The sequence below is a fragment of the Marinobacter sp. NFXS11 genome, assembly GCF_040148675.1.
In the GTDB taxonomy this organism is placed as follows: Bacteria; Pseudomonadota; Gammaproteobacteria; order Pseudomonadales; family Oleiphilaceae; genus Marinobacter.
In genome coordinates, this window is the sequence record NZ_JAGDDV010000001.1 from 115,730 (window position 1) to 142,369 (window position 26,640).

23 protein-coding genes are annotated in these 26,640 nt (G+C 57.6%); 17 read left to right on the forward strand and 6 right to left on the reverse strand.

Going from position 1 to position 26,640, the window contains the following annotated elements; genetic code table 11:
- The first annotated feature begins 13 nt into the window (after positions 1-13).
- The gene (locus J3362_RS00545) at positions 14-904 is read left to right on the forward strand and encodes a U32 family peptidase (protein ID WP_349517625.1); all 891 of its coding nucleotides are present in this window, start codon (positions 14-16) and stop codon (positions 902-904) included.
- A gap of 10 nt (positions 905-914) precedes the next feature.
- Here J3362_RS00545 and J3362_RS00550 read toward each other — a convergent pair whose 3' ends face one another.
- A complete protein-coding gene (locus J3362_RS00550; protein WP_349517626.1) occupies positions 915-1,382 on the reverse strand; it encodes a hypothetical protein in 468 nt (155 codons plus the stop codon).
- Positions 1,383-1,471: 89 nt separating this feature from the next.
- Between J3362_RS00550 and J3362_RS00555 the strand changes: the two genes are divergently transcribed.
- A complete protein-coding gene (locus J3362_RS00555; RefSeq protein WP_349517627.1) occupies positions 1,472-1,834 on the forward strand; it encodes a DUF488 domain-containing protein in 363 nt (120 codons plus the stop codon).
- Between the two features lie 112 nt (positions 1,835-1,946).
- Positions 1,947-3,038: a methyl-accepting chemotaxis protein gene (locus J3362_RS00560; protein ID WP_349517628.1), complete on the forward strand. Its 1,092-nt coding sequence runs from the start codon at positions 1,947-1,949 to the stop codon at positions 3,036-3,038.
- A 65-nt stretch (positions 3,039-3,103) separates the two neighbouring features.
- Here the strand turns inward: J3362_RS00560 and J3362_RS00565 are convergent, their stop codons facing one another.
- The 5 genes from J3362_RS00565 to J3362_RS00585 form a co-directional block, all read right to left on the reverse strand.
- The gene (locus tag J3362_RS00565) at positions 3,104-3,817 is read right to left on the reverse strand and encodes a succinate dehydrogenase iron-sulfur subunit (protein ID WP_349517629.1); all 714 of its coding nucleotides are present in this window, start codon (positions 3,815-3,817) and stop codon (positions 3,104-3,106) included.
- Positions 3,818-3,945: 128 nt separating this feature from the next.
- A complete protein-coding gene (locus J3362_RS00570; RefSeq protein ID WP_349517630.1) occupies positions 3,946-4,425 on the reverse strand; it encodes a hemerythrin domain-containing protein in 480 nt (159 codons plus the stop codon).
- 274 nt (positions 4,426-4,699) lie between these two features.
- Positions 4,700-5,191 carry a ubiquinone anaerobic biosynthesis accessory factor UbiT gene (gene ubiT / locus J3362_RS00575; protein WP_349517631.1) on the reverse strand — a complete coding sequence of 164 codons (492 nt, stop codon included), beginning with the start codon at positions 5,189-5,191 and terminating at the stop codon, positions 4,700-4,702.
- A gap of 68 nt (positions 5,192-5,259) precedes the next feature.
- Complete coding sequence (gene narL, locus J3362_RS00580) at positions 5,260-5,919, reverse strand: two-component system response regulator NarL (RefSeq protein WP_349517632.1); 660 nt, start codon at positions 5,917-5,919, stop codon at positions 5,260-5,262.
- Positions 5,920-5,936: 17 nt separating this feature from the next.
- A complete protein-coding gene (locus tag J3362_RS00585; RefSeq protein WP_349517633.1) occupies positions 5,937-7,796 on the reverse strand; it encodes an ATP-binding protein in 1,860 nt (619 codons plus the stop codon).
- A 181-nt stretch (positions 7,797-7,977) separates the two neighbouring features.
- Here J3362_RS00585 and J3362_RS00590 point away from each other — a divergent pair, with 181 nt between their 5' ends.
- The 14 genes from J3362_RS00590 (at position 7,978) to J3362_RS00655 (ending at position 26,639) form a co-directional block, all read left to right on the forward strand.
- Positions 7,978-9,246, forward strand: coding sequence for an MFS transporter (locus J3362_RS00590; RefSeq protein WP_349517634.1), 1,269 nt, complete (start codon positions 7,978-7,980; stop codon positions 9,244-9,246).
- Between the two features lie 122 nt (positions 9,247-9,368).
- A complete protein-coding gene (locus J3362_RS00595) occupies positions 9,369-13,112 on the forward strand; it encodes a nitrate reductase subunit alpha (protein ID WP_349517635.1) in 3,744 nt (1,247 codons plus the stop codon).
- Positions 13,109-14,683: a nitrate reductase subunit beta gene (narH, locus tag J3362_RS00600; protein WP_349517636.1), complete on the forward strand. Its 1,575-nt coding sequence runs from the start codon at positions 13,109-13,111 to the stop codon at positions 14,681-14,683. Before J3362_RS00595 ends, narH begins: the two co-directional genes overlap by 4 nt.
- A gap of 10 nt (positions 14,684-14,693) precedes the next feature.
- Positions 14,694-15,434: a nitrate reductase molybdenum cofactor assembly chaperone gene (gene narJ / locus J3362_RS00605; RefSeq protein ID WP_349517637.1), complete on the forward strand. Its 741-nt coding sequence runs from the start codon at positions 14,694-14,696 to the stop codon at positions 15,432-15,434.
- Between the two features lie 23 nt (positions 15,435-15,457).
- Positions 15,458-16,135: a respiratory nitrate reductase subunit gamma gene (gene narI / locus J3362_RS00610; protein ID WP_349519229.1), complete on the forward strand. Its 678-nt coding sequence runs from the start codon at positions 15,458-15,460 to the stop codon at positions 16,133-16,135.
- Positions 16,136-16,325: 190 nt separating this feature from the next.
- Entirely contained in the window at positions 16,326-17,132 is an 807-nt protein-coding gene (locus tag J3362_RS00615) for a peptidylprolyl isomerase (protein ID WP_349517638.1), read from the forward strand.
- A gap of 343 nt (positions 17,133-17,475) precedes the next feature.
- Entirely contained in the window at positions 17,476-18,225 is a 750-nt protein-coding gene (locus J3362_RS00620) for a Crp/Fnr family transcriptional regulator (RefSeq protein ID WP_349517639.1), read from the forward strand.
- Between the two features lie 41 nt (positions 18,226-18,266).
- The gene (locus tag J3362_RS00625) at positions 18,267-18,653 is read left to right on the forward strand and encodes a putative zinc-binding protein (RefSeq protein ID WP_349517640.1); all 387 of its coding nucleotides are present in this window, start codon (positions 18,267-18,269) and stop codon (positions 18,651-18,653) included.
- Between the two features lie 36 nt (positions 18,654-18,689).
- A complete protein-coding gene (locus J3362_RS00630) occupies positions 18,690-19,091 on the forward strand; it encodes a ribonucleotide reductase subunit alpha (RefSeq protein WP_349517641.1) in 402 nt (133 codons plus the stop codon).
- A gap of 156 nt (positions 19,092-19,247) precedes the next feature.
- The gene (gene nosR, locus J3362_RS00635) at positions 19,248-21,347 is read left to right on the forward strand and encodes a transcriptional regulator NosR (protein ID WP_349519230.1); all 2,100 of its coding nucleotides are present in this window, start codon (positions 19,248-19,250) and stop codon (positions 21,345-21,347) included.
- Between the two features lie 64 nt (positions 21,348-21,411).
- Entirely contained in the window at positions 21,412-23,307 is a 1,896-nt protein-coding gene (gene nosZ / locus J3362_RS00640) for a TAT-dependent nitrous-oxide reductase (protein ID WP_349517642.1), read from the forward strand.
- Positions 23,308-23,614: 307 nt separating this feature from the next.
- Positions 23,615-24,883 (forward strand): nitrous oxide reductase family maturation protein NosD, encoded by a 1,269-nt coding sequence (locus J3362_RS00645; protein ID WP_349517643.1) that lies wholly within the window; start codon positions 23,615-23,617, stop codon positions 24,881-24,883.
- The gene (locus J3362_RS00650; RefSeq protein ID WP_349517644.1) at positions 24,880-25,812 is read left to right on the forward strand and encodes an ABC transporter ATP-binding protein; all 933 of its coding nucleotides are present in this window, start codon (positions 24,880-24,882) and stop codon (positions 25,810-25,812) included. The genes J3362_RS00645 and J3362_RS00650 overlap by 4 nt, the downstream gene beginning before the upstream one ends.
- Positions 25,809-26,639, forward strand: a complete 831-nt coding sequence (locus J3362_RS00655) for an ABC transporter permease (protein WP_349517645.1) — start codon at positions 25,809-25,811, stop codon at positions 26,637-26,639. Before J3362_RS00650 ends, J3362_RS00655 begins: the two co-directional genes overlap by 4 nt.
- The last annotated feature ends 1 nt before the right edge of the window (position 26,640 follow it).

Below are 26,640 nucleotides of genomic sequence, written 5' to 3' on the forward strand. Positions count from 1 at the left end.
GGTTTTACCATTTATGATGAAACTATCCCTGGGGCCAATCCTGTGGTTCTGGTCCCGACAAACCGTATTTGATTTTTACGCCAACGCCGCCGAGTGGCCGGTGGATACCATTTATCTCGGCGAAGCCGTGTGCAGCCGTCGCCGCGAGTTGAAACCGGATGACTGGTTCGACCTTGCCCGTGACCTGAAAGCCTGCGGCAAGGACGTGGTGCTTTCCACCCAGACTCTGATTGAGTCTGAGGCTGACCTGCGCCGCCTGCGCCGAATCTGTGATCAGAACGAGTTTGCTGTGGAAGCGAATGATCAAAGTGCCTTGCAGGTGGCGATTCGTAACAACCTGCCCTTTATTACCGGCCCGTCCATGAATATCTACAACGTGGCCACGCTCAAGATACTGGCAAAACAGGGACTGAAGGGCTGGAACCTGCCGGTGGAACTTGGCAAGGAAACCCTGGAGCAATTGATCAGGGGCCTGGAAAGCGAAGGTCTGGACGTACCGTCAGAAGTGTTCGCCTGGGGCTTTCTGCCCCTGGCCTGGTCATCCCGTTGTTTTACGGCCAGGCATTACAATCTGCCCAAAGATAACTGTGAGTTTCGCTGCATCGAGCATCCCGATGGCATGGAATTGCGCTCGCGCGAATCCGAGGAACTGTTCAGGATCAATGGCATTTCCACCCTGTCCGGCTCGCGCTACGACCTGATGCGGGAGTTGCCGGACATGCAGCGCATGGGGGTGTCCACCGTGCGCTTGAGCCCGGAGCATTTGGACATGGATGAAGTGGTGAACCGCTTTGATCAGGCACGCCGGGGTGAGACGCCGGCGTCCGACCCGTTGCAGCTGGTGGAAGCGCCACCCTGCAACGGTTACTGGTACGGCAAGCCGGGAATGGAGCTGGTTGGCTAGCGCCAATCAGTCATTCAGGGGCTGAAACGCCGGGGAAGCGATCCGATACATACGTGCTGTGGCATTGAACGCAGTTGCCTGTCATTTCTGTGAACAGCCTGAGCTGTTCATTTGTGTTTTTACCCCTGCCGGCCTCAGCCAACGATGCAGAAAGTTGGTGGAATTCCTTGTCCAAGTCGATAAACCCTTTGGGTACTGTGGACATCAGGTCTTCGCGATCCTGTTCAGTCAGCTTCTGTTGCAGAATGAAGCTGTCGTGAATCTGCTCGGCATGGTTCGCAACAATACCATGTTGCCCCATGACGATGGCCGAATGGATCTGGCCCATGGCCGACTGAATGGATCGCATTTCTTCCCGTAGCAGGCGATCCAGTTTCTCGGTCAGCTTGGGAGTAACCGGTTCCGCTGCCGCGGCGGCGAATGACACGGTGAGACTCAGGATCAGTATGCTTAGCAGTGAGCCGCTTGTTTTTGTCATGATGATACACCTCGATCAATAAATGGCGAGTCGAATCCAAGCTAACATAGCTATAAATAGAATACATTTTTTCAGGGAGGTTAGAGATTATGGAAATCCGCCTGAAACGCGCCTATGAAGAGCCCGCCCGCTCTGACGGGCCGCGAGTGCTTGTCGACCGGATCTGGCCTCGTGGGGTGGCCAAACGCGATGCCGACATAGCCCATTGGCTGAAAGGACTGGCGCCCTCCACCGAACTGCGCAAGTGGTTTGGGCATGATCCCGAGAAGTGGCCGGAGTTCCGGGAGCGGTATCTGGAAGAGCTGAAATCAGACGACGCCGGCGAAGATCTTGAAGCGCTCAAAAAAGTGCTTGGAGAGCATGACCGCATAACGCTGGTATTTGCCGCGAAAGATACCGCGCACAATAACGCCGTTGCACTTCGGGATTTTGTTTTGAACGGCCTGTTCTGACCTTTTAGATCACCGCATTACCTCTCTTGATGCGTTGTTATTACAAATCCGTACAGCTTCACCTTTAAACATGTATAAAATATAAATCAAAATGATGAGCCGGAGTAACCTTATGAGTTTTTGGCCGTCCACAAAGCGTGCAGAGGCGCTGGAAGCGGAGCTGTCGGCATTGAAGAAGGCGTTTGCTGAGGTCAGTGAACAGAACAGAAGCCTGAACGCAGGGCTGGTAGATGAGCAGCGTGCTCTGGAGCAGAGCAGGGCGGAACTTCAGCTCAGTCGGCGCTTGATGGCCGGGCTCGGCCAGTTTGGCTCATCGTTGACAGAGCTAAAGGGGTCATTCAACCAGTTATCGGACCTGCTGGGTTCACGTCGCACCGAGGCACTGAAAACCCGGGATGAATCCGGCAGCGTCCGCGACAGTATGGCCACGCTGATTCAGAAACTCGGTGGTGCCCGGCAAAGAGCGGTGAATTCCGCAGGACAGATCGGGGCCCTGGAGGAAGAGACCGGCAGTATTACTTCGCTGGTGGACGTTATTGATGGTGTTTCCGATCAGACCTCACTGCTGGCACTCAACGCTAGTATAGAAGCGGCCCGGGCCGGCGAGCATGGCCGGGGATTCAGCGTGGTGGCAACGGAGGTCCGGAACCTGGCCTTTCGGGCCGGGGATGCGACCCGGCAAATCGACGATGCCATCAGCCGTATTCGCGCGCAGACTGCCGCCGTATCCGGCGCCAGCAAGGCAAACAGTGAGGAGATGGAAAAGCTTGCGGAAGAGGCTGAAACCGCAAGGGATCGACTCATGTCACTGATTGATCTGGCAGGCACTTCGTCGACCGCATTGGGGCGCGCCGCGTTGCTGGCGGAGATTGAGCTGGCTAATCTCGAAGAGCTGGAAATCAAGCTGACGGTTTATCAGATTCTTGCCGGGTTATCTGATCGTAAGGCAGATACTTTACCGCCGGAAACGGGGTGCCGGCTTGGTCAGTGGTACTATCAGGGTGACGGTAATGAACAATACGCCGGCCGGATGGATTTCCGGGCCATTGAGGAGCCTCATCGGCTGGTTCATGTCTATGCGATTGAAGCGGTGAAAGCGCACCATGAGAGTCGGCCCGAAGATGCACTAAGGGCACTGGAGGCCATGGAAATCAACAATCTCGATGTCATGACACGGCTGCGCCGGTTGGTGTCTCAGCCCTAGCGCCGAACCTGCGATCGATGGATCTGCTTCACCCTGTCGGGCTTTGTCATGGTTGGGGCTGGCGCTCAGACCTGTTCACGTAACAACATGGTTTTGATGTGACCGATAGCTTTCATGGGGTTGAGCCCCTTGGGACAGTATGCGGTGCAGTTGCCAATGCCCCGGCAGCGAAACACGCTGAACGGATCTTCCAGTTTCTCCAGGCGCTCCCTTGTGGCCGTGTCCCTGGAATCCACCAGAAATCGGTATGCCTGCAGCAGTCCCGATGGCCCGATGTACTTTTCCGGGTTCCACCACCAGGATGGGCAAGCGGAGGTGCAGCAGGCACAGAGAATACATTCGTACAATCCATCCAGCTTTGCGCGATCCTCCGGGCTCTGCAACCTTTCGATCGCCGGATCTGGCGTGTCGTTGATCAGCCAGGGCATGACACGCTCGTATTGTTTGAAAAACAAGGATTGGTCCACCACCAGATCCCGAATTACAGGCATGCCGGGCAGTGGGCGGATCTCCAGTATGTCTTTCTTGCCAAGAGCATCGGCTACCCGGGTAATGCAGCCCAGGCCGTTGCGCCCATTGATGCTGAGCCCGTCTGAGCCACAAACGCCCTCCCGGCAGGAGCGCCGGAACACCAGCGTGGTATCCCGGGTTTTCAGGTGCTCCAATACGTCCAATACCATGCGGTTCCGGAATTCGTCGCCAACCTCGACATCCTGGCTGTAAGGTACTTCGTCCTGTTCAGGGTTGTAGCGGTAGAGTCGAACAGTGAAGTTGGCCATGACATTACCTTTGCGCTGAAAAAGGGTATGAAATGAACCTTAGCAGAGGGTTGCTGCAGTGCTAATCCCGCTTGATTGGCATAGGTCATTCAGCGGGAAAGAAAACAGCATGGTCTGCACCTCTGCCCTCAGAACTGAAACCTCGGAAATAACACATCCCGTTCCAGGTAGATCTGCTCGGACAAGCTGAAATCCAGGGCTTTCAATTCCCGGTAGAACCGCTGCCAGGAGCGGCAGGCAGAGTCTGGAGCGCGGTAGTTGCACGTCATTCTGCGCAGGCTGTTCAGCTGCTCTTTGAGAAAGGAATGCTCTTCGTTCATTTGTGCGATCGGTGTGTCCGGGCGCGGTGGCTGGTCATGTTCCATGCGTTTAAGAACGTAGGCGTTCTCCCGCTCAATATGGTCGGTAAGACTGTGCTCCATTTTCTTGATGGCCAATGTAATGCCTTTGGGAACCTCAGGATTCGCCCTGTGAACTGCCTCAATCTTGCGAGCGAGACGGTGAAGCTCGGGCAGCTTTGCCAGATGTGCGGCATCGTAGCCTTGCAATATAAGTTCCAGCAGCACATCCGTATCCAGCTCTTCCATTGATGTTTGTTGATCATTCATTGCCGATCCTCCTCTCTTGCTTTAAGATATTTATAAAATACATGTTAATGAGTGTCAAGAACTGTTCTCATTTTAAAATGCGCGGAGAGGTAGCGATGACAAGTAATAAGCCTGAGCCTGTGAAAGACGAGATCTGGCAACAGCACTTGAGGTGGTTGGACCTTGTAAGCAATGAGTGCAAATCCAACCAGATTAAGCGGACACGTGAAAAACGCAGAAAAGATGGGGTAACTCGCGAACAGTAATGCGGAAGATGGCCACCCCCGGGCCCCTGTCAGATCAAAAACGCCTGTCGCAAGCTGAACTGCCATTCCAGACTGTCCAGCAGGTTCTTCAGACCGAGCCCCAGCTCAGTGTCTCCTTCAATGATCAGGCGTCGCTGGAAAAACAACTGGTCGGGATCCTGTCGGCGTTCCGCGAGCGTCCTGAACGCAGCCAGTGAACCGCGAATGGTTGCCTCGCCGGGGCCGTCGATCACCCGGAGGCGCCCGGCCCAGAAGCCGATTGTGATACCGGGTTGCCCGCCGTTCACCTCCAGGCGAATGCGGCGGCCCTCGAAGTCATCGAATTCTCCCTCTCTGATCGCCTGGGCAAACAGGCGATTCAGGGGCGCCTCGGCAGCCAGTTGCTTGAGGGGCACCGGGATTCTGCGATCAATGGCACCAAGCATCGGCGCGGGGGAGGGCAGGTACTCCCGAAGAACCAAAAACGTTTGCCGAATCAGGGGAGAGTCCAGGGAGGCAATTGAAGGTAGTGAAAAAGCCATGCTTTACTCCGGGCGGTCAGAAACCCGCACAGAGTAAAGCAAAGTGCTCTGGAACGATTTGATATAACTCAGCCTTTGTGGAGGCCTTCCTCCACCGCCCAAACGGCCACTTCCACCCGCGAGCGCAGGTTCAGTTTCTTCAGCAGGTGCTTCACATGGACCTTGACTGTTCCGTCACTGATGTCGAGCTTGCGACCAATCATCTTGTTCGAAAGGCCCTCGGCAATCAGACGCAGAATATCCTTCTCCCGCGGTGTCAGGCTGTCGAAATCCGGGCGTGATGCCTGCTGGGGTTTGTTGGAGCGCAGCGCTTCGGCCAGCAGAGTGGTCAGTCGGTCGCTGATCACCATCTTGCCGACCGCCGCCTGATGGAGCTGGTTGATCATGTCTTCCGGTTCCATGTCCTTCAGCAGGTAGCCGTCTGCACCGGCCCGGAGTGCGGCTACAACATCGTCCTCCTGATCCGACACGGTGAACATTACAATGCGGGAGCTGATGTTCTGTTCCCGCAGTTTCTTCAGGGCCTCAATGCCGTCCATTTCGGGCATGTTCAAGTCCATCAGGATCAGGTCGGGCTCCAGTTCAGTGGCCAGCCGAATGCCGTCGGCGGCGTTGCTGGCCTCCCCGGCCACGACTATATCGTTTTCCATGTCGATCAGCTGTTTGATGCCCTGGCGAAGAAGCGGGTGATCGTCGATCAACAGAATACTTGCGGGTGACTCAGACATCGGGTTCTCTCTTGTTGTCAGGCGTTTGATGCTTCTGTGGGAATCAGGTTACGGCTTTTGGGAACAAATCCCAGGGTGACTTCCACGCCCCCTTCATCCCGATTGCTTACCTCGACCTTACCGCCCAGCGTTCGGGCGCGGTCCTGCATGATGATCAGGCCGTAATGATTGACGGGCTGGTCGCTACCGGGCAGGCCCTTGCCATTATCCCGGATTCGTACCCGTACTTGCGGGGATTCGAACAGAACATCCACGGTTATATCCGTGGCATCTGCGTGTTTGACCGCGTTGGCAAGGCCTTCCCTGACAATCTGCAGGGTATGGATCTCTTCATTTGGTGACAGGGTCTGGGGCGGCAAATTGTACTGTAGCTCAACCGGCTTACCCAGCCGCTCGGAAAACTCTTCAATGGTTTTTTGCAGGGCAGTGGCAAGATCCGGCGTGTCCAGCTTCAGCCGGAAGGTGGCCAGCAACTCCCGGAGCTGGCGGTAGGCACTGTTCAGGCCGGTGCTAAGTTCATCGAGAATGGCCTCGTGGATTTCCCGCTGCTCGCCTTCGATGTTAAGGCGGCGCAACCGGGCAACCTGCATTTTCAGGTACGACAGTGACTGTGCCAGGGAATCATGAAGTTCCCGGGCGATCACTGTGCGTTCTTCAGCAAGGGTCTGCTGCTGCTCCTCGGTAATCTGCCGTTCCAGGAAAATGGCCGTGGCCAGCTGGTCGCTGAGGGTTTCCAACAGCCGACGAGAAGTTTCCGAGAGACCTTCTTCGGCCGGGTACCAGACTTCCAGCGTGCCCAGCAGCTGTCCGGGTGTCCGGATCGGCAGCAGGAGCCGACGACCGTCGTTGGATTCCACGGGCAGCTCGTCATAGGCCTCCGGCGTAACCAGGCAGGCATTGCAATGATGGTCGCGACAGTAGAAGGGCCGCTCTCGGCTGGCGGTCGTGATGGCTTGAATTGGCTCCGAGGACTCCTTGTCATGGAGATAGAGACGGATCGGGCCAATGCCAAGTAGCTGCTCAAGCTCCTGAAGCATGGGGATCGCCCCATTGCACAGATCGTGTTTGGCAAACAGGTCCCGGCTTGCGGAATGAAGGAGCTGAAGGGCCGCGTGGCTCCTTTCAAGCTCTTCCGTTTTCAGCCGGGCCCTCTCTTCCAGTTCGTGGTAGGTCAGAGCCAGCTCGCTGGTCATCTGGTCAAAGGCCTGGCCAAGCTGTGCCAGCTCGTCGGAGCCGCCCAGGTTGGCCTTGCGGGAGAAGTCCTGATCGCCCACGGCGATGGCGATACTGACCAGTTTGCGCAGTGGTCGCAAAATACGGTTTTTCAGATCAATGAACAGCGCCACGATGATAAGAATGGAGAAAGCCAGGCTGATGATCTGAATCAGGTGCAGCAGGTCGATACGAGCTTCGGTTCGCTGTTCAAGCATTTTCACCAGCTGGTCTACGTTATCAACGTATTGCTGTGTTGAGGCAAGCATGGCCGCTGAAACAGGCGTGCCCTGGTCGTGTTCCTGAAGGGCAGGCCGAAGCATGGTTTCCCAGGATTCCAGAATGATCTGGTACTGGGCGGCGAGCGGATGGTCGCGGCTCTCAGGGATGGCGTCGGTAATGCTGGTGTCAGCCAACTTGGTCTCATAGCCCTCCAGCATCGTCATGACCGAGTCTTCCACGGTCTCTGGAACGGCAGGTCCCGCGCTCCGGGCAAGCAACTGGAAGGCCCCCATGCGAAGGGCGCCCGCCAGATTGATCGCGGTGGCATTGCCTTCGATGCTTTTCGACACCGCAAGCGTGGTTGCCATGCTGACAAGGGCTGTCACCACCACTGCGCCGACGACGATTGCGATTCGGTTTACAAGCGGGCTTCTGGATTTCATTCGATCTCGTGCGCGTCAATGCGTTTGGCGGGGCAGAGTGGATTATGCCTCGCACCGGGATTCCGTGATACCTCCTTGAGGATAGTCAATTACCCCAATGGTTGGTAACCCATCATAATCTTTGACCCTTTTATGATCAAAAGATGAAACTTAAAAGCAGGTTTCCAGAAGAGCGACAGTAATGAAGTCCGAAACGGATCGTGCAGATGACCGGCTGGCGTCATTGGCAGTGGTGCTGCCGTTGGCGGTGGCGGGCTTTGTTGTTGCTGCCGGGTGCTGGACCCTGTTTGCGGTGGCCGGGGTCCATCTGCGTTCGGAACTGGATCTAAGCAACCTGCAGTTTGGATTCCTGCTGGCGATGCCGATGGCGGTAGGCGCGGCCCTGGCAGTTCCGGCTGGCCTGGCGGCGCAGAAGTTCGGTGCCCGCCGGATTATGCTGATCTGCCTGGCGGGACTGGCAGCCTGCATGGTAATACTCCTGACTACCGATACCTTTCCCGGCTATCTGATTGCCGCCGGCGGCCTCGGCCTGGCTGGCGGTTTCTACAGTGCCGGGCTGCAGTTCGTGACTGGGCACTGTGAATCCAGGCGCCTGGGCCTTGTGCTGGGGGTGTTTGGCGCTGGTGTGACCGGCGCGGGATTCAATTACTACCTGGTACCACTTTTCCATGAGGCCTTTTCCTGGCACGGGGTTCCGCTGGCCTATCTGATCGTGCTGGTCCTGGTGCTTGCGCTGCTTGTCATGCTCACCGATCCGGAAGACGCCGAGGCGGACCCGACTGCCGAAACATCGGTCAGGGTATTGCTACACCGCCTGCAGACGAAGCGGGCCGGTCAGCTTTGTGGCTATTTTGGCGTTGTCGCCGGCAGCTTCTTTGCGTTGGCCTTGTGGTTGCCGGATTATCTGTCTTCACAGTTCGATCTGTCAGTGGATTCCGGTGCGGGCCTGGCTCAATGGTTTGTTATTCCCGGAGCTCTGGCCCAGATCGTGGGGGGAGGGTTTTCCGACCGCTTCGGCAGTGCAAGGGTTGTCAGTCGCGCACTGATGGTCTGTCTGATGGCGCTGTTTGTTTTGTCCTACCCACCCATGACACTGTTTATTCAGGGCGTTGACGCCACAATCCGTGTTGAATTTGCTCTGCCCATGCAAGTAGAGGGTGTGTTTGTCGTTGCCCTCGGGCTGGCCATGGGCTGCACCATGGGTAGCCTCCAGCGGCTGGTTATTGTTGAAAATCGTTCGGTGGCGGCCTTTGTCGCCGGGCTGCTTCTGGTGAGCGCATGTTCGGTAGCCTTTGTGCTGCCGGTGATTTTCAGCAGCGTTAACCACTGGCTGGGTATCCGCAGTGCGGTCTTTATGATCCTCTTTATGCTTCTGCTTGGCTGTCTTTTCCTGTTTGCCCGGGAACGCCGCCGGCACGAGCGTGAACACCTTCTCCACACGGGGATATAAGCCGCCTACCACCAGGGTGGTAGAAACGGGTTATGAGGTAGTAACCACGCAGATTTCGCGGTTTTTCTCACACACAATGGTCTCAAATCGGAGAAACGATCCGGCAGACGGAGAGAGAGACCATGAGTCATTTGATCGATAAACTTAGTTACTTCAGGAAGAAGCGCGAGCCGTTCTCCAACGGCCATGGCGAAACCCACGAAGTCAGTCGCGAATGGGAAGACAGCTACCGCCAGCGCTGGCAGCACGACAAGATCGTGCGTTCTACCCATGGGGTAAACTGCACCGGCTCCTGCAGCTGGAAAATCTATGTCAAGAATGGTCTGGTTACCTGGGAAACCCAGCAGACCGACTACCCCCGTACCCGCCCGGATCTGCCCAATCATGAGCCCCGCGGTTGCCCCCGTGGCGCCAGCTATTCCTGGTACATGTACAGCGCCAATCGCCTGAAGTACCCGCTGATGCGCAAGCATCTGATGAAACTCTGGCGCGCGGCCCGGATGCAGTTCAACGATCCGGTCGAAGCCTGGGCTTCCATCGTCGAAGATCCGAAGAAAACCGCTGAATACAAACCCCGGCGCGGCATGGGCGGCTTCGTGCGTTCCAGCTGGGACGAAGTCAACGAGCTGATTGGCGCCTCCAACGTCTACACCGCCAAGACCCACGGCCCGGACCGGATCCTCGGCTTCTCGCCGATTCCGGCCATGTCTATGGTTTCTTACGCCGCTGGCAGCCGCTACCTGTCCATGATCGGTGGCGTATGCATGAGCTTCTACGACTGGTACTGCGACCTGCCGCCGGCCTCTCCCCAGACCTGGGGTGAGCAGACCGACGTGCCGGAATCCGCCGACTGGTATAACTCCGGCTACATCATTGCCTGGGGCTCCAACGTACCCCAGACCCGGACCCCGGACGCCCACTTCTTCACTGAAGTGCGCTACAAGGGCACCAAGACTGTTGCCATCACCCCGGACTATGCTGAAGTTTCCAAACTGTCTGACGAGTGGATGAACCCCAAGCAGGGCACTGATGCGGCTCTGGGCATGGCCATGGGGCACGTGATCCTGAAAGAATTCCACGTCGACAAGCCCAGCGAGTATTTCACCGACTACGTGCGTCGCTACACCGACATGCCCTACCTGGTCATGCTGGAAGAGAAAGACGACGGCAGCTTCGTGCCTGGCCGCTTCCTGCGCGCCAGTGACCTGGTGGACGGTCTGGGTGAAGAGAACAACCCCGAGTGGAAAACCATCGCCATTGATGAAGCTTCCGGTGAGCTGACTGCGCCTAACGGCTCTATTGGCTATCGCTGGGGAGAGAAGGGTAAGTGGAACCTGAAGCAGACCGCCAAGGGCTCCGACGTCAACCTTCAGCTGTCCATGGTTGAGAAGCACGACGACGTTGTGGACGTTGCCTTCCCGTACTTCGGTGGTATCGAGCACGATCACTTCAAGCACGTGGAAATCAAGGACATCCTCAAGCACAAGCTGGGCACCCGCAAGGTCCAGCTGGCGGATGGCTCCGAAGGTCGCGTGGTCACCGTCTATGACCTTATGGTCGCCAACTACGGTATCAGCCGTGGTCTGGGCGAGGATGACGGCGCCACCTCCTATGATGAAGTGAAGCCGTATACCCCTGCCTGGCAGGAAAAGATCACTGGCGTTCCTGCAGACAAAGTAATCCGTATTGCCCGCGAGTTCGCGGACAACGCTGACAAGACCAAAGGGCGTTCCATGGTCATCGTCGGTGCCGGTATGAACCACTGGTACCACATGGACATGAACTACCGTGGCCTGATCAACATGCTGATCATGTGTGGCTGTATCGGCCAAAGCGGCGGTGGCTGGGCCCACTACGTTGGCCAGGAGAAGCTGCGCCCGCAGACCGGCTGGCAACCGCTGGCATTCGGTCTGGACTGGCAGCGTCCTCCCCGGCACATGAACTCCACCTCCTTCTTCTACGCGCACTCAGGGCAGTGGCGCTACGAGAAGCTGGGTGTCGACGAGATCCTGTCGCCGCTGGCGGACAAGTCCAAATTCGGTGGCAGCCTGATCGATTACAACGTTCGCGCCGAGCGCATGGGCTGGTTGCCGTCTGCTCCACAGCTGAATCGCAACCCCCTGGGCATTGCCGCGGAAGCTGAAAAGGCGGGCATGGAAGTGTCGGATTACGTGGCGCAATCCATGAAAGACGGCTCCCTCGCCTTTGCCAGTGAGGATCCGGAAGCACCCCAGAACCATCCGCGCAATATGTTTATCTGGCGCTCCAACCTGCTGGGCTCTTCCGGCAAGGGCCACGAGTACATGCTCAAGTACCTGCTGGGTACCAAGAGCGGTCTGCAGGGCAAGGATCTGGGCCACGAGGGCGGTGCCAAACCGAAAGAGGTCAAATGGCATGACGAGGCGCCGGAAGGCAAGCTCGACCTGCTGGTGACCCTGGACTTCCGTATGTCCACCACCTGTCTGTATTCCGACATCGTTCTGCCGACGGCCACGTGGTACGAGAAGAACGACCTGAACACATCGGACATGCACCCGTTCATCCACCCGCTGACCGCAGCCACCGATCCGGCCTGGGAAGCGCGCAGTGACTGGGAAATCTACAAGGGCATTGCCAAAGCCTTCTCCAAGGCGACCGAAGGCCACCTGGGTGTCGAGAAAGACGTGGTTACCCTGCCGTTGCTGCACGACGCACCGGCGGAGCTTGGCCAGCCGTTCGATGTGAAGGACTGGAAGCGCGGTGAGTGCGACCTGATCCCGGGCAAGACCGCGCCCAACTTCATCACCGTTGAGCGGGACTACCCGAACACCTACGCCCGCTTCACCTCGCTTGGGCCGCTGCTCGACAAACTGGGTAATGGTGGCAAGGGCATCAACTGGAATACCGAGAAAGAAGTGAAGTTCCTGGGTGAACTGAACTACAAGCACATCGACGGCGCCAACGCGGGCCGTCCGAAAATTGAAAGTGCCATTGATGCCGCGGAAGTGATTCTGACCCTGGCGCCGGAAACCAATGGCCAGGTTGCGGTGAAGGCCTGGGCTGCGCTGTCCGAGTTTACCGGGCTGGATCACACCCATCTGGCGAAGAACAAGGAAGAGGAAAAAATCCGCTTCCGGGATGTTGTGGCGCAGCCGCGCAAGATCATCTCAAGCCCGACCTGGTCTGGTCTGGAAGACGAGCATGTGTCCTACAACGCCGGCTATACCAACGTTCACGAGCTGATCCCCTGGCGCACCCTCACCGGTCGGCAGCAGTTCTACCAGGATCACGAGTGGATGCGCGCCTTCGGTGAAAGCCTGCTGGTCTACCGTCCGCCAATTAACACCAAGACGGTCAGCAGCATGCTGAACCAGCGCAGCAACGGTAACGCCGAGAAAGCGCTGAACTGGATTACACCGCACCAGAAGTGGGGTATCCACAGCACCTACAGCGACAACCTGCTGATGCTGACTCTGTCCCGCGGTGGCCCGATTGTGTGGTTGAGCGAGGACGATGCGAAAGAACTGGCTATCGAGGACAACGACTGGATCGAGCTGTTCAACGCCAACGGTGCTATCGCAGCGCGGGCCGTGGTGAGCCAGCGGGTCATGCCCGGCATGGTGATGATGTACCACGCTCAGGAGCGGATCGTGAACATTCCGGGGTCCGAAATCACCGGCACCCGGGGCGGTATTCACAACTCGGTTACCCGGGTCTGCCCGAAACCGACCCACATGATCGGTGGCTACGCCCAGTATTCTTATGGGTTCAACTACTACGGCACCGTAGGCTCCAACCGCGATGAATTCGTGGTGGTCCGCAAGATGCACAACGTCGACTGGCTCGATGGCGAAGGCAATGACACTGTTCAGGAGGCTGTAAAATGAAAATCCGTTCCCAAGTCGGCATGGTACTGAACCTGGACAAGTGCATTGGCTGCCATACCTGTTCAGTGACCTGCAAAAACGTATGGACCAGCCGTGAAGGCATGGAGTACGCATGGTTTAACAATGTCGAGACCAAGCCCGGTATCGGCTACCCGAAAGAATGGGAGAACCAGGACAAGTGGAAGGGCGGCTGGATGCGCGACAGCTCCGGCAAGATCCGCCCGAAAATCGGTGGCCGTTTCCGGGTCCTGGCGAACATCTTCGCCAACCCGGATCTGCCCCAGATCGACGACTACTACGAACCGTTCGATTTCGATTATCAGCATTTGCACACGGCGGGCGACAGCAAGCATCAGCCGGTTGCACGGCCACGCTCGCTGATCTCTGGTCAGCGCATGCAGAAAATCGAATGGGGCCCGAACTGGGAAGAGATTCTCGGTACCGAGTTCGCCAAGCGCCGCAAGGACAAGAACTTTGATCAGGTTCAGGCGGACATCTACGGCCAGTTTGAAAACACCTTCATGATGTATCTGCCGCGGCTGTGCGAGCACTGCCTGAATCCGACATGTGTTGCCAGCTGTCCAAGTGGTGCTATCTACAAGCGGGAAGAAGACGGCATCGTGCTGATCGACCAGGACAAGTGCCGAGGCTGGCGGATGTGTGTTTCCGGCTGCCCGTACAAGAAGATCTACTTCAACTGGAAGACCGGCAAATCCGAGAAGTGCATTTTCTGCTACCCGCGGATTGAAGCCGGTATGCCCACCGTTTGCTCCGAGACCTGTGTCGGCCGGATTCGCTACCTGGGCGTGCTGCTGTATGACGCAGACCGCATCGAGGAAGTGGCGAGCACCCCGGGTGAGCACGAGCTGTATGAGAAGCAGCTGGAAATTTTCCTGGACCCGTTCGACCCGAAAGTGATCGAGCAGGCGAAGAAAGACGGCATTCCGATGAACGTGATCGAAGCTGCCCAGCAAAGCCCGGTGTACAAGATGGCCGTGGACTGGAAACTGGCCCTGCCGCTGCACCCGGAATACCGCACCCTGCCCATGGTCTGGTACGTGCCGCCGCTGAGCCCAATCCAGTCTGCGGCGGAAGCCGGCAAGGTCGAGTTCGACGGCATACTGCCGAAGATCGAAAGCCTGCGGATCCCGGTCAAGTACCTGGCCAACCTGCTCACCGCAGGTGACGAGAAGCCGATCGTGCGTGCCCTCAAGCGGATCATGGCCATGCGTCTATACAAGCGTGCCGAAACCGTAGAAGGCAAGGAAGATCTGCGTGCCCTCGAGGAAGCTGGTCTGACCAAGGCCCAGGCCGACGAGATGTACCGCTACCTGGCCATCGCCAACTACGAGGACCGCTTCGTGATTCCCACCAGCCACCGCGAGCTGGCGAAGGAAGCCTTCCCCGATGCCACCGCCCATGGCGAGCGCAACGGCTGTGGCTTCAGCTTCGGCGAAGGCTGCAACGGCGATAGCAAATTCAACATGTTCGGTGGCCGCAAACAGACCACCAGCATGGTCCAGAAGTTGTCGACCGTTAAGCAGGTTGACCCGAAACAGCTGCAGGAATAAGGAGGCCGACATGCAACTTTTAAAAGTACTGGCGCGGGTACTTGAGTACCCCACTGAAGAGCTCCAGGCCTCCAAAGATGCCCTCATCGCCGCTGTCCTTGAGGACAGCCGACTGCCCCGGCAGAACAAGGAGCAACTGCTGCGCTGCGTCGAGATGCTGTGCGATGGTGACCTGCTGGATATGCAGGAGAACTACGTCGGCATGTTCGACAAAGGCCGGGCCACGTCCCTGCTGCTGTTCGAGCACGTGCACGGCGAATCCCGCGACCGCGGTCAGGCCATGGTGGACCTGATGGAGGAATATCGCACCAACGGTCTGGAAATCGACGCCAGGGAACTGCCGGATTACCTGCCGCTGTTCCTGGAATACCTCTCCACCCGCCCCTGGGACGAGATCCAGAACTGGCTGGAGGACATCCACCATATCCTGGGCTTGCTGGGTGAACGCTTGTACCAGCGGGAAAGCTTCTATCACGTGGTGATGGATTCGCTGCTGAATCTGTCCGGACGCGCGGCAAACCGCCAGGAGCTGGCCCGGATCGTCGCCTCGGAAGAACGCGACGACACCCCGGAGGCACTGGACAAAGTCTGGGAAGAGGAAATGGTGAAGTTTGTTGATGATCAGGGCAGCTCCTGCAGTACCGGAAGCGTTGTAGGTCAGCGCCGCCGCGAACTGGAACAGACCCAGACCATCCACCTGAGTGATCAGCTGATGACGGACGCAACACCCCGTCAGGCAGGGCGCGCCTGACGGCGCAGGAGGAAACGGAAATGATGTCCTATCTGAATACATTGCTGTTCGGGGTTTATCCCTACATTGCCATCGCGATCCTGGTGATTGGCACCTGGGCCCGCTATGACCAGGGCCAGTTCACCTGGAAAGCCCATTCCAGCCAGATGCTGCGCAAGAAAAACATGGTGATGGCCAGCGTGCTGTTCCATGTTGGCGTACTGGTGATCTTCTTCGGCCACCTGGTGGGCCTGCTGACACCGCACGCGCTCTATGAGCCGTTCATGACCCCGGGCACCAAGCAGGTGATGGCAATCGTGGTTGGCGGGATCGCCGGCGTGATGGCGATTATCGGTGGCGGCATGCTCGCCTGGCGCCGGCTCACTGACCCGCGCGTGAAAGCCAGCAGCACCTTTGCGGATAACATGATTATCGTCATCCTGGTGATCCAGCTGGCACTCGGCCTGCTGACCATTCTGCCCACGATGGGTCACCTGGATGGCAGCACCATGCTCAAATTCTCTGCCTGGGCCCAGGGCATTGTCACCCTCCAGGGCGGCGTGGCTGGCTACATCGCCGACGTGCACTGGATCTACAAGACCCATATCTTTCTGGGCCTGACCATCTTCGTGCTGTTCCCGTTCACCCGCCTGGTGCATATGCTCAGCGTGCCGGTGGAGTATTTCGGACGGAAGTACCAGGTGGTTCGCAAGCGGGCGTGATCGGGTTTCAAAAGTGTCGGATTACGCGTGGCGGGGCCACGCTAATCCGACCTACATGACCCCGGTTCCAACTTTAGGCCGGGTTAGACGAAGTCGTAATCCGACAGCCAGCGGCCTAAGCCCCAAGCATTTCAAGTAGGTCGGATTAGGCGAAGCCGTAATCCGACAACCGAATCAAAAGGTGATCACAATGCAACTCATCCCCGTCGGCGAAGCCGAAAAACCCAGAAACCAGTTCCCGCCGGTCTACGTGGGTGAAACCCTCATCGGCGAAGACGACATCGCCCGCGAAATGCAGCACCACCCGGCCGAAGAAGTCGCCGAAGCCTGGCACGAAGCCGCCAGAAGCCTCGTGATCCGCGAATTGCTCCTGCAGCAGGCCAGCCGCCTCAAGCTTGAAGACATCGCTGACGAAGAAGACCGCATCGCCAGGGTGCTGGAACTCGAACTCAACGTTCCGGACCCCAGCGAAGAGGACTGCGAACGCTTCTACACCGCCAACCCGGGCCGCTTCCGCAGCCCCACACTGATGGCTGTCAGCCACATCCTTCTCGCCGCGGCGCCGGACGATGTTCAGGAACGCATCCGCCAGGAAGAGGCAGGCCACCAATTGCTGTCATCCCTAATCGACGGCCGTTCCCAGTTTGCTGGGCTGGCCAAACAATACTCCGCCTGCGAATCCCGCCACCAGGGCGGCAGCCTCGGCCAGATCAGCAAGGGCCAGACAGTGGAAGAATTCGAGCGCCCCGTCCTTTCACTGGAAGAGGGCCTCAACCCGGAACTGATCGAAACCCGCTACGGCTGGCACATCGTCCGCGTCGACCAGCGAATCGATGGCCAGCAGCTCCCGTATGAGCACGTCAAACCCCAGATTCGGCAGTACCTGAGCGAGAGCGTCACCAGACGGGCGTTTCGCCAGTACCTGCAGGTTCTGGCAGCGGAAACTGGAGTGGAAGGTGTGGATCTGGAGTTGCCTGACTCGCCGCTAATGCAGTAAAAGGCGCGCGATTAAAACCTGGAGACTGGCAGGAACCCCCTTTCCAAAACTGTCTGCAGCCATGGATGGCTGCAGTCAAGCGCCACATGGATGTGCCGCAAGGAGCGAGTTTTGGAAAGGGGGTTCCTGCCAGTCTGAGCTCCATATCAAATGCGCCAGGAACCCGGCATTAATGGATGCCTGTTTAACTCAAATTAGGTGGCAACAGAACACTTTGAGTTAGATCAATTACTCCCGAATAACCCCCCCAAATACCCCCATGGGGGGAGCGATTTTCACCCCGTATCCTTCTACTATGTAAATCATGATTTCGAATGCATGAATATGCAAAGAGGATAGCCCCATGGCACTGACCCAAGCAGCCCAAACCCGGTATACCAAACCCGTGCTTGTCGCCATCAACAAACCATTTGACGACGAAGACGGCCTCGAGGCCCTGCGCAGTCATCCATTGTTCTCGGAACTTACCGGAAAGGACCTGCAGCACCTGATCCAGCAATCCCGAAGAGTCCGTCTTGGCCATCACCAGTTGCTTTATCGTCAGGACATGCCGGCCCACAACTTCTTTTTCGTGCTCTCTGGCCGCTTGCGACTTTACCGCCTGGACTCCTCCGGCATCGACCGAACCCTCGATAGCATCGCCCCAGGCGACTGCTTCGCCGAAGTCATGATCTACGCCGATCCGCCGCGCTACGCCTGCTACGCTGAGGCGCTGAAATCCAGCGAAGTGCTGATGATCCCGGTCAAAGCCTACCAGGACATGCTGGAAAGCAATCCCCGATACGCCCAGGCGGCGCTTCGGCACTACGCCAAACGCGCGGTTTCCCGGTTCCACGACCTGGAGATCATGACCGTTCAGAACGCCCGGGACCGGCTGATCCGTTACCTGATCGACCTGCTGCCCAACGGAGCAGAAGAGGGCGGTGAAGTGGAGCTGCCGCTACCGAAGTGCCTGGTGGCTTCCAGGCTGGCCATGCAGCCGGAAACCTTCTCCCGGATTCTGGCGGACTTGAGATCCAACGGCCTTGTGCGGGTCAACCGCAGCCGGCTGTTTATCTCCGATCCCCGTCGCCTGATCGAGATCAGCCAGTAACCGCCAACTATCCACCCTCCAGGCTCCCAAAAGGAGGAAGCGTGAAAGCAAGAAAGCAGCGACCGCTGATCTACTCCTGTTCTGGCTGCTCCGATGTCGCACAGCTGGCCAACAATGCAGCAGTGAAGCTCGATCACGCCGGTGAGTTCGAGATGTCCTGCATCTCGGGCGTGGGGGGCAAGGTGGCCTCCCTGGTCAAGACCGCCAGATCCGGGCGCCCGATCACGGTGATCGATGGCTGCCCACTGCATTGCGCCCGCGCCTGTCTGGAGAACATCGGAGTAGAGCCCGATGAACATGTCCGCCTCTACGAATTCGGCTTCAAAAAACATTATGGACAGAGCTACGGCAACGACGCCGTGGAAGAAGTGTGCGACGAAATTCGCAGGCTTGCCTCGTCCAACCAGCTCATTGCCCGCCAGGCGTAAAGCGCAGCGGCCCGGAACCAGCAAGGATTCACCAGCATGATCAGCAGTTACAGTGACCTGATTCAGGCCTCCTACAGCCAGCAGGAACCCCAGCGCCTGCTATTCGTTTTCTGTCGGGCCGAGTTGCCGGACGAGGCTTCGCTGGAAGAAAAAGCCGCCTTTGAGCGCGGCGAGGGTGGCGCCCTGACGCCGGTAGTCTGCGTCGACAAAACGCCCGATGAGGCACCGGATTTCAATGTCCTTTCTGAGGAATCCCAAGCTACGGGCCAGGCCTGGGATGTGGTGTTCGTCGCCGCTATGTCCGGGCGTGGTGGCACGCCCCCGTCCACCGATGAGGCTCAGCAGCCGCTGACCATGATGGTGGAGTCCATTCGTCTTGGCCATATCAACAACTACCTCCCTCTCGATTCACAGGGAAACGCTGTCAGCCTGGGCTGACAGCGTTTATGGGATGGAACCATCCGCCGGGTGTATTCAATAAGAGGTATTTGATTTTCCTCTACTTCACCTAGGCTGAAGCAATAGGGCGTTTTTCTTCAGGAGTCTTCTGTGTCCGCTTTTTTCCGCCTCGTTTTCCTCTTGTTTGCCTCCGTCATGGCTCTGACTCTGGAGGCTGCGCCACTGTCTGAATACGAACCGGTGGCCGGTCGCCAGGTAATACAGCAAACGTTGCCCGGTGTAGATGCCGTGGTGCCCCGTGAGGGCAACCGGGCGATTCAGGAGCTGTATGCGGGAGATGAGCTCAAAGGGTATGCCTATCAGTCCCTGGATTTTGTCCAGACACCGGCCTATTCCGGTAAGCCTCTGAATATCGTCGTGGTCCTGGATACCGAAGGGAACATCGTCAATACCCGTGTTATCGAGCATCACGAACCGATTCTGCTTGTTGGTATTCCCGAGATCAAGCTGCATCAGTTTACCGACCAGTACGTGGGTCTGAAGGCAGATCAGCGGGTGACTGTTGGTGGAACCTCCACGGAACGCAAGGTGGCCGTGGACGGCCTGTCCGGCGCTACCGTCACGGTGATGGTAGTGAATGAGGTCATCATGAAGTCGGCCCACCGCGTTGCGGCTGAACTGGGCCTGGTTGAGAGCCTGAGCAATGCCCGTCCGTCACCCGCCAACATTCAGACCGACACCTTCGAGGAGAAAAGCTGGCAGACGCTGCTGGGTGAAGGTTCTGTACGCCGGCTCAAGCTTACCAGGGGGCAGGTGGATGATGCTTTCAAGGGCACTGCTGCGGAAGGCATTGATACCACGCCGAAGAAACAGCGTGGCAAGCCTCTCATCGACCTGTACACCGCTTATCTGGATGTACCCAACATTGGTCGCAACCTGCTGGGCGAGAGCCAGTTCCAGTGGCTGACCGGTGAGCTGAAAGAGGGCGAGCATGCGATCGCGGTCATGGCCAGGGGTGACTACTCCTTCAAAGGATCGGGCTACGTTCGCGGCGGCATCTTCGACCGTATCCAGATTCGCCAGTTTGGTGACACCTTTAACTTCCGTGACCTGGATTTCTACCGGTTGAGTGACGTTTATGCCGAGGGCATGCCGGAGTTTTCCGAGATGGCGATTTTCATTATTCGCCAGCAGTACAATTTTGACCCTGGCACCGAATGGACTCTGGAACTCACGGTCAAGCGCCAGACCGGTCCTTTGGACAGTGAGTTTCAGGTTTTCCCGCTCACTTACCAGTTGCCGGACCAGTACTATACCCGACCCGCACCAGTCATGACCGAAGAGGAAATGCTGGCGGACCAGCCCATGTGGGTGCAGGTCTGGTACCAGCGTGAATTCCAGATCACGGTATTGGGCATTGGCATCGGCGTGCTGCTGTTTATCCTGTTTTTCCAGGACTGGCTGGTCAAGAAGCCGAAGATGATGCGCTGGATCCGTCATGCGTTTCTCACCTACACCCTGGTTTTCATTGGCTGGTATGCCATGGGGCAGCTGTCCATCGTTAACGTGCTGACGTTTGCCAACAGTCTCATCAGTGGCTTCAGTTGGCAGACCTTCCTGATCGACCCGGTGATTTTCATTCTATGGGCCGTGGTGGCAGGCATCATCCTTTTGTGGGGCCGTGCGGTGTACTGCGGCTGGCTGTGTCCGTTCGGGGCGCTGCAGGAATTGCTGAACGAGATTGCCCGCAAGCTCAAGGTGCCCCAGTACACCGTGCCATTCGCTTTGCACGAGCGGCTTTGGGCCATCAAATACATCGTTCTTCTGGTGCTGTTCGGGGTGTCCCTGGACTCCATGGCAACCGCCGAGCGACTGGCCGAGGTTGAGCCCTTCAAGACCGCTATCACCCTGAAATTTGATCGGAGCTGGCCATTTGTCACCTATGCCGCCCTGCTGCTGGTGGTCAACCTTTTCACCCGCAAGGTGTTCTGCCGCTACATGTGCCCACTGGGCGCAGCGCTGGCGTTGCCGACCAAGCTAAGGGTGTTCGACTGGCTCAAGCGGCGCAAGGAATGTGGCAATCCCTGCCGGTTGTGTGATCACGAGTGTGAGGTACAGGCCATCCACCCGGACGGGCACATCAATTACATGGAATGCCATTACTGCCTGGATTGCCAGATGACCTATTTCGATGACCACAAGTGCCCGCCGCTGATCGTGAAACGACGCGGCAAGCGCCGGGGTCATAACGCACCGGGCCATCCGGAGGAGATTCCGGTGGTTCAGGTGACTTGAGCAGTCTCATAAAAAGAAAGCATGAGAAGTAAAACCGCCATTACCAATAACGGAGTTGGATGTTATGAAAAAGAAAGATGATCTGACCAAGTCTACCCCGGAACTTCCGGAAAGCGGCCAGAGCCGTCGCCGGTTCATGGGCGCAGCGGCACTGGCCGGCGTGGCTGGTGCAACGGGGCTTGGAGGTGCAGTGATGTCCCGGGAGTCGTTCGCTGCAGCCGCCGAAGAGGCCCGTAATAACTTTATTGTGCATCCCGGCGAGCTGGATGAGTACTACGGGTTCTGGAGTGGTGGTCATTCTGGTGAAGTACGAGTTCTGGGGGTGCCCTCCATGCGCGAACTCATGCGGATTCCGGTTTTCAACGTGGATTCGGCTACGGGCTGGGGTCTCACCAACGAAAGCAAGGATGTACTGGGGCACGATAACACCTTTCTGAACGGTGACTGCCACCACCCGCACATTTCCATGACCGACGGTCGTTACGATGGAAAGTACCTGTTCATCAATGACAAAGCCAACACCCGGGTGGCCCGTATCCGTCTGGATATCATGAAGTGTGACAAGATCACCACCATTCCCAATGTTCAGGCCATTCACGGCCTCCGGCTTCAGAAAGTTCCCAAGACCAAGTACGTGTTCTGCAACGCCGAGTATGTCATTCCCCATCCGAACGATGGCAGCGACACAACCCTTGAAAGCAGCTTCACCATGTTCAACGCGGTGGATGCGGAGACCATGGAGGTGGCCTTCCAGGTGATTGTTGACGGCAACCTCGACAACACCGACGCGGACTATACCGGCAAGTACGCCTGCTCCACCTGCTATAACTCGGAGAAGGCCCTGGATCTGGCCGGCACCATGCGCAACGATCGGGACTGGGCGGTAGTGTTCAACATCGAACGCATTGAGCAGGCGGTCAAGAACGGCAACTACAAGACCCTGGGTGATTCCAAGGTGCCTGTGGTAGACGGTCGTGCAGGCTCGGAACTGACCCGTTACATCCCGGTTCCCAAGAACCCGCATGGTCTCAATACCTCTCCGGACGGCAAGTACTTTATTGCCAACGGCAAGCTGTCACCGACGGCCACCATTATTGCGATCGACAAGCTGGATGATCTGTTCGATGGCAAGATTGAGCCGCGGGATACTGTGGTTGGCGAACCGGAACTGGGCCTTGGGCCCCTGCACACAACCTTCGACGGCCGGGGTAATGCTTACACCACGCTGTTTATCGACAGCCAGGTGGCCAAGTGGAACATTGCCGATGCCATCAAGCACTACAATGGCGAAAAGGTAAACTACATCCGCCAGAAGCTGGATGTTCACTATCAGCCGGGTCACAACCATGCCTCCCTGACCGAATCACGAGACGCCGATGGCAAGTGGCTGGTGGTGCTGTCGAAGTTCTCGAAAGACCGCTTCCTGCCGGTGGGGCCTCTGCATCCGGAGAACGACCAGTTGATCGATATTTCCGGCGAGGAGATGAAACTGGTTCACGATGGCCCGACCTTCGCCGAGCCCCATGACTGCATCCTGGTGCGTCGTGACCAGATCAAGACCAAGAAGATCTATGATCGTGACGACCCTTATTTTGCCTCGGCCCGCGAGCAGGCGAAGAAGGACGGCGTTACTCTGGAGGCCGACAATAAGGTTATCCGCGACGGCAACAAGGTTCGGGTCTATATGACGTCCGTGGCGCCAATGTACGGTATGACCGAGTTCAAGGTGAAGCAGGGTGATGAGGTGACGGTGTATGTGTCGAACCAGGACACCATTGAGGATGTCACTCATGGTTTCTGTATGGTCAACCATGGGGTGAGCATGGAGATCAGTCCTCAGCAGACGTCTTCGGTGACTTTTGTGGCGGATAAGCCGGGGGTTCACTGGTACTACTGCAACTGGTTCTGTCATGCGCTGCATATGGAAATGCGGGGTCGCATGATTGTAGAGAAAGCCTGATCCATTGAGGTTCCTGTCAGGGCTCCTGTATGGGTCCTGGCAGGCCTGCTGGTTGGGTGCGGCAAACCGATGGAACAGGGCTTTCCGAAACACGCCCGCAAGTACCCGCAAGCGGGTCCGGCCCGCAATCATAGATTGCGGTCGTGAGTCTGTCGCATGAAGCTTCGCTTCATAAGCGCTCGGCCTCACCCATGTAGGGCTCGGATCGGGCCATCCATGGCCCTCTACGGTTTCGGAGAGCCCTGTTCCATCGCTTTGCTCGAGGCAAGGTGTAGTTCTCCAAATTCCTTACTTTTGAGAAAAATTGATGTATCGAACCATGCGGTATGGAGTGGCTCTGACCGTCGCTCTGTTTTCGCTGACCGCGCAAGCGGACCTGCAAGAACGGCTTGATGCCCTGGAACCGGGCGCGAGCTTTGAGCTTCCTCCTGAGCAGATTTCGTCTCTGGCTATTCGGGTGCCCGGGGTGACTGTGTCTTGCCACCCAGAGACGGTGATTGACCCGGGCGGGCAGGGGAATGCGGTGGATATCGTCGCCGAGGAGGTGACATTTTCCGGTTGTGCTTTGCGCAACTGGGGCGGCAATCTGAATGAGCTGGATGCGGGGATTTTTGTGGCCCGGGAGGCCCGGGGCGCAGTGGTTGAGAACAACCATCTGCGGGGGCCGGCGTTTGGGGTCTGGCTGGATGCGACGCCGGATGTGACGGTGCGGAGTAATACGATTCGCGGTGATGACAGTCTGCGTCCGAATGACCGGGGTAACGGGATTCACCTGTTCAACACCACCGGGGCGCTGATTGAGGGCAATGATATCCGTCAGACCCGGGATGCGATTTACATCGAGACGGCGAATAACAACACGATCCGGGGCAATGAAATGGCGGATCTGCGTTATGGCATCCATTACATGTACTCGATGAACAATCTGCTGGAGAACAATGTCACCCGTAACACTCGAACCGGCTATGCGCTGATGCAGAGCAAGCGTCTGAAGGTAATCAATAACCGGTCTGTGAATGATGAGAACTACGGGATTCTGATGAATTTCATTACCCAGTCGGAGCTGCGGGGCAATGTGGTGACCGGGGTTTCCCAGGGCAGGACTGGCGGAGTGATGATTGAGGGAGCCGAAGGTAAGGCGGTGTTTATCTACAACTCCCTGTACAACACGTTCGAGGGCAATCTGTTTGCGGATAGCAATATCGGTATTCACCTGACGGCCGGTTCTGAAGACAACGAGGTGTTCGGTAACGCCTTCGTGAACAACCAGAGGCAGGTGAAGTATGTGGCCACGCGGACCCAGGAGTGGTCCAGGGATGGCAAGGGTAATTACTGGAGCGATTATCTGGGCTGGGATCGCAATCAGAATGGGGTTGGCGACGTGCCCTATGAGCCCAACGACAATATTGATCGGCTGCTGTGGAAGTATCCGGAGGCGAAGATTCTGATGTTCAGCCCGGCAGTGGATACCCTGCGCTGGGTGCAGGATGCGTTTCCGGTGGTGAAAGACGCAGGAGTTGCCGATTCCTATCCCCTGATGCGAATTCCCGCCGACCTGAAAACGGAGATCCGATGAGCTGTTTTCGTCTTGAAAATGTGAGTTACCGGTACGACAAGAGCCCGGTGCTGCAGGGCATTGATCTGAGTCTGGAGCCCGGTGAGATTCTGGGTCTGTTCGGCCACAACGGCGCCGGAAAGACCACATCGATCAAGCTTATCCTCGGCCTGATGCAGCCGACCCAGGGCGCGGTATCCGTGCTTGGTGGCCATGCCGGAGATCCTCAGGTTACCCAGCACATCGGTTACCTGCCGGAGAATGTGATGTTTTACCCGCAGCTGACCGGTCGGGAGATTCTGAGCCATTTCGCGCGGCTCAAGGGCGCTTCGTTAAGGCAGGTACCGGAGCTGCTGGAGCAGGTGGGTTTGAGCGATGCCATAGATGCCCGCACCAAAACCTATTCCAAAGGCATGCGGCAGCGTCTCGGGCTGGCCCAGGCGCTCTTGGGCAAGCCGAAGCTTCTCATGCTTGATGAACCGACCGTGGGGCTGGATCCGGTGGCCACGGCCGACCTTTACCGGCTGCTCCGGGATTTGCGCGATGGGGGCGCGGGGATTGTTTTGTGTTCCCACGTTCTGCCGGGTGTCGAGCCCTACATTGACCGGGCGGCGATTCTGACTGAGGGCGCACTGAAAGCGGCCGGTGATCTGGCCGCGCTCCGCAGGCAGGCGAACATGCCGGTAACACTGTCGCTGGATCCGGCCAACAGTGTTCGTGCACTTGAGAAGGTTGTCGATCGCTCGGCAAGTCGCAATGGTCTGATGGTGAAAGCCGACAATGGCCGGCTGAGGGTGGATGTACAACCGAGGGAGAAGATGGCTCTGCTGCAAACACTGTTCGAATCGGGTGAACTGGCTGATGTGAGTATTCACCAACCCAGCCTGGAGGATGTCTACGTGCACTTTATCGGTGCCGGTGGTCTGGCCCACAGGGGAGGCAGTCAATGAACAGCATCTGGACAATTGCCCGGAAGGAACTGAGTGACAGCCTGCGCAATCGCTGGCTGATGGCGATCTCTCTGGTTTTCGCCAGCCTGGCCCTCGGCATTGCCTGGTTTGGCGCCGCGGCCTCCGGTCAGGTTGGCTACGCTTCGACGCCAGCCACCATCGCCAGTCTCGCGAGCCTTGGAATTTTCCTGATTCCTTTGATCGCACTGCTCCTGGCATACGATGCCATCGTCGGCGAAGAAGAGGGTGGGACGCTTCTGCTGCTGCTGACGTACCCGCTGAGTCGAAGCCAACTGCTGCTCGGCAAGTTCCTTGGCCACGGCCTGACCCTCGCTCTTGCCACTGTGATCGGTTTCGGTGTCGCTGGCGTTGCCATTGCCGTGCTGGTGGAAGACGTTGCTATTGCCAGCCTCGCGGCAGCCATGCTGAGGTTTATTGGCTCCACCGTGCTGCTGGGATGGGGTTTTATTGCCCTTGCCTACGTGATCAGTGTTCGGGTCAGCGAAAAGCCCATCGCCGCCGGCCTGGCTCTGGCGATCTGGTTTTTCTTTGTGCTGATCTTCGACCTGATGCTGTTGGGGACCCTTGTGGCCAGCGAAGGCCAGTTCAGCGCGGAACTGCTGCCCTGGCTGTTGATGCTCAATCCCACCGACATCTACCGCCTGCTCAATATTGTTGCCTTCGGCGACAGCGCACAGCTCAGTGGCGTTCTCAGCCTGGGAGCCGACCTCCCCATTGGGGCCACCGGGCTGTGGATAGGTCTGGTGTTCTGGTTTGTCATCCCGCTGGCAGGCGCCCTGTTACTTTTCCGAAACCGCCGTATCTGAA